The organism is Pseudonocardia sp. Ae331_Ps2, assembly GCF_001932405.1.
GTDB lineage: Bacteria > Actinomycetota > Actinomycetes > Mycobacteriales > Pseudonocardiaceae > Pseudonocardia.
In genome coordinates this window covers 1-3,069 of record NZ_MCIM01000012.1, presented here as the reverse complement: position 1 = coordinate 3,069, position 3,069 = coordinate 1, and the positions used below count along the sequence as shown (strand labels likewise).

Genomic DNA, 3,069 nt, shown 5'->3' with positions numbered 1-3,069 from the left:
AGCCCGGCATGAAGATCCAGACCGTGCTCTCCACAACCGAGAAATCGATCTTCGACACCAATGCCGGACTCCGCAGAGACCGACAGTCCGCCCCCACCGCCCCGCCTGCGGTCACGGCGTTGACCAGCCACAACACTCCCGGCAGCCCGGCCGGTGACACCACAGCCGCCGACACCCCCGGGCACTCACCCAGACCCGCCGGCGTCAACGGAACATTGACACAGGAAGGCGTGTAAGTGGGCAGGCCGGTGCTGGTGGTCGGCGGGCTCGGGCTGTCGGTGGTCCTGCTGATGACCGCTGTGGTCGGTGGGCTGGCCGTGGTCACGGTGCTCGGTGTCGCCGGTGGCCGGTTCGCCTGCGGCGCCGAGGGTGGGCTCGGCGGCGGGCCGCAGACCGTCGACGGTGTCGAATGGTCCGGTGAGCAGACCGGGAACGCGGCGACGATCGTCGCCCGCGTCGTGGAACGACAGCTGCCCAGGAGAGCCGCGGTGATCGCGCTCTCGACGGTGATCGTGGAATCCGGGCTGGTCAACGTCCACCACGGTGACCGGGACAGCCTCGGGTTGTATCAGCAACGCCCGTCGCAGGGCTGGGGCCCGCCCGGGCGGGTGTTGAACCCGGTCGCGGCCACCGACACCTTCCTCAACCGCCTCATCAACCTGCCCGGATGGGCCACGATGCCCCCGGGTCAGGCTGCCCAGGCGGTGCAGCGCTCCGCGTTCCCCGACCGCTACGCACCGCAGGAGGGCCCGGCAGCCGCCCTGGTCGAGCAACTCTGGGTCGGCGCGGACAATCCCGTACCGCTACCACCTAGCACCGACGGGTCCCGCGCCACGACCACGCAGCTCGCCTCCACCGTCTACGCCTGCCCGGATGACGGCGGCGCTGGACTCCCGGCACCACCTGGGAACATCGACCCGAAGAAGCTCCCGGCCGGGTTCAGCCCGCCCGCCGACCCCGTCGCACGGGCCGCGGTCACCTACGCCTTATCCCAGCTCGGGAAACCGTATGTGTGGGGCGGCACCGGCCCCGACGGGTTCGACTGCTCCGGGCTCATGCTCGCCTCCTGGGCCTCAGCAGGTGTCGCGCTACCCGCCGGGACGGTCAACCAGAAGAACGCCGGCACACCCAGCTCACCGGCGGCGATCGCCCCCGGGGATCTGGTGTTCATTCCGGGATCGCTCGGCTCGCCGGCCAACCCCCGCCACGTAGGAATGTATGTCGGCCACGGCCTGGTCATCAACGCCTACGACTCCTCGACCGGTGTGGTGCTGCAGCCGCTGTCGGACTGGGCCGACGAGATCACCCACGTCCGCCACATCGCCGGACCCGCAAGCCAACCCGCACCAGACGCCGCGCTCGCCGAGGCCGCCCCATGACCGCTCCTACCGGCGGTCCCGGCCCCGACCTGTATGCGGTGCTCGGCGTCGACCCGAACGCCGACCAGACCCAGATCCGGCGCGCGTACCGCCGCCAGGCCCTGGCGCTGCACCCTGACCGCAACCCCGAACCCGACGCCACAGCACGGTTCCGGGCCGTCGCCGATGCCTATGCGATCCTCGCCGACCCGGTCCGTCGCGACGCCTACGACACCGCCTACGACACCGCCCGCACTCCACCAGGGCCCGGCACGGGTGGGCCCGGCCCTGCCCGCCCCTTCACACCGCCCCCGCCGGCGAAGGAGCCCGCACACACCAGCGGCGCCGCGGACTACACCCCGACCGGAGAACCGGTCGCCCACACCGACTACGCCCCGACCAGCGGCTATGCGACCCCTCCCCCGCCGCCCGGTGGCCAGGCTCCGAGACCGGGCCCGGGTGAGCTGCTACCGGCCGGATGGCCGGTCGGGCGGATCGACCACCGCCGGCTGATGGGACGACTCCTGCTCCGGGTGTGGCGTCTGGCCCCACTCCCGGCCGGCCGGATCGCCGCCGGCGCGGTCGTGGTGGCCACCCTCGCTGCCGCGGCGCTCGCGGTGACCTCCCTCGACGAGATGCCGCTGGAATCGCGGGTGATCGGCTTCCTCGCCGCCCTCGCGCTGGCCTGCTGGACCGTCCGGGCCCTGACCTTCGCCGCCCTGCACCTCCACCGCCGAGCCGCCGATTGGACACGCCGATGAGCTTCCGCCCCCGCCGTACCGCCACACCCGCCGTGGTTCGGAGGTCTCACTGATGGGTTTCCTGGCCCGCCGCACCACACCACCCGTCCCCGAACCAGCAACCGGGTCCTCCCCGCCTGCTCCCGGGACTCCGGAGCAGACCGCACGGATCCGCTGGCACCAGAGCGAACATGTCGGCTGGAACAAGCTCCCCGCACCAGCCCGCGCCGCCCTGACCCGCGCCGGGCACACCACCGGTGCCGCACTCGCCGCCGGGACCTGGGCACCGACCACCCGACGCGACCCAGCCGGGCGGTACTGGCGCGACACCGACGCCTGGTGGATCGAGACCACCCGACTGCTTATCGTGCGTGCCCGCGAAACACTCATCCACCACGGCACCAGCGACGACGGACGGCCACAGCTCCGACGCGGCCGAGGCGGGCACGTGCAGGTCACCACGCACCAGCTGAGCGGGCCCGCGCCCACCGGGCAACGCTGGAGCCGCCCCCCGCCCCCGCCGGGCTCCGCCGCAACGCAGGAGCCGGCTGGGGCGCGGCTCACCGAGCGCGTCGTCGACGTGTTGCCACGCGCGGTGCAGACCGAACTCGGGCCACCGACCGGGCAGATCGCGATCCGCCACTACCCCGCCCACGGCGGCCACCACGACCAGGTCCTGGCCTTCCGCCGCATCTCACCCACCGAGCTGATCGCCGTCGCCGCAGTCCGGGAGGCCGGCGCCTACCCCGACCCCGACACCGCGATCGACGCCGCGGACTGGCACATCACCACCTACCGCCCCCAGCTCGGGCCACCCACCTCCACGGAGCTGCAGATGTGATCGCGCGGCCACGGCCTCACCACCACAGACTGGACCCACTACCTGCAAGGAGACCTGTTCTGGACCGTTCCCGATCTTGTAGACACCGGTCGTAGACTGCCGCTGATCGCAGCGGAGGGGATCGCGTGGT

4 protein-coding genes are annotated in these 3,069 nt (G+C 72.5%); all 4 read left to right on the top strand.

What is annotated here, in order from left to right; genetic code table 11:
- On the top strand, positions 1–236 hold a 236-nt coding region (locus Ae331Ps2_RS32890), incomplete at its 5' end, for a hypothetical protein (protein WP_217695675.1).
- Positions 237–1,379: a C40 family peptidase gene (locus Ae331Ps2_RS30040; protein ID WP_249265719.1), complete on the top strand. Its 1,143-nt coding sequence runs from the start codon at positions 237–239 to the stop codon at positions 1,377–1,379.
- Positions 1,376–2,119 (top strand): J domain-containing protein, encoded by a 744-nt coding sequence (locus Ae331Ps2_RS30035; protein ID WP_075313590.1) that lies wholly within the window; start codon positions 1,376–1,378, stop codon positions 2,117–2,119. The genes Ae331Ps2_RS30040 and Ae331Ps2_RS30035 overlap by 4 nt, the downstream gene beginning before the upstream one ends.
- Before the next feature lie 52 nt (positions 2,120–2,171).
- Positions 2,172–2,939, top strand: coding sequence for a hypothetical protein (locus tag Ae331Ps2_RS30030; protein WP_075313588.1), 768 nt, complete (start codon positions 2,172–2,174; stop codon positions 2,937–2,939).
- Positions 2,940–3,069 lie beyond the last annotated feature (130 nt).

Excerpts from the sequence above, each read along its gene's own strand:
- Ae331Ps2_RS30030 (WP_075313588.1), top strand. The coding sequence starts at position 2,172 with ATGGGTTTCCTGGCCCGCCGCACCACACCACCCGTCCCCGAACCAGCA.
- Ae331Ps2_RS30035 (WP_075313590.1), top strand. The coding sequence starts at position 1,376 with ATGACCGCTCCTACCGGCGGTCCCGGCCCCGACCTGTATGCGGTGCTC.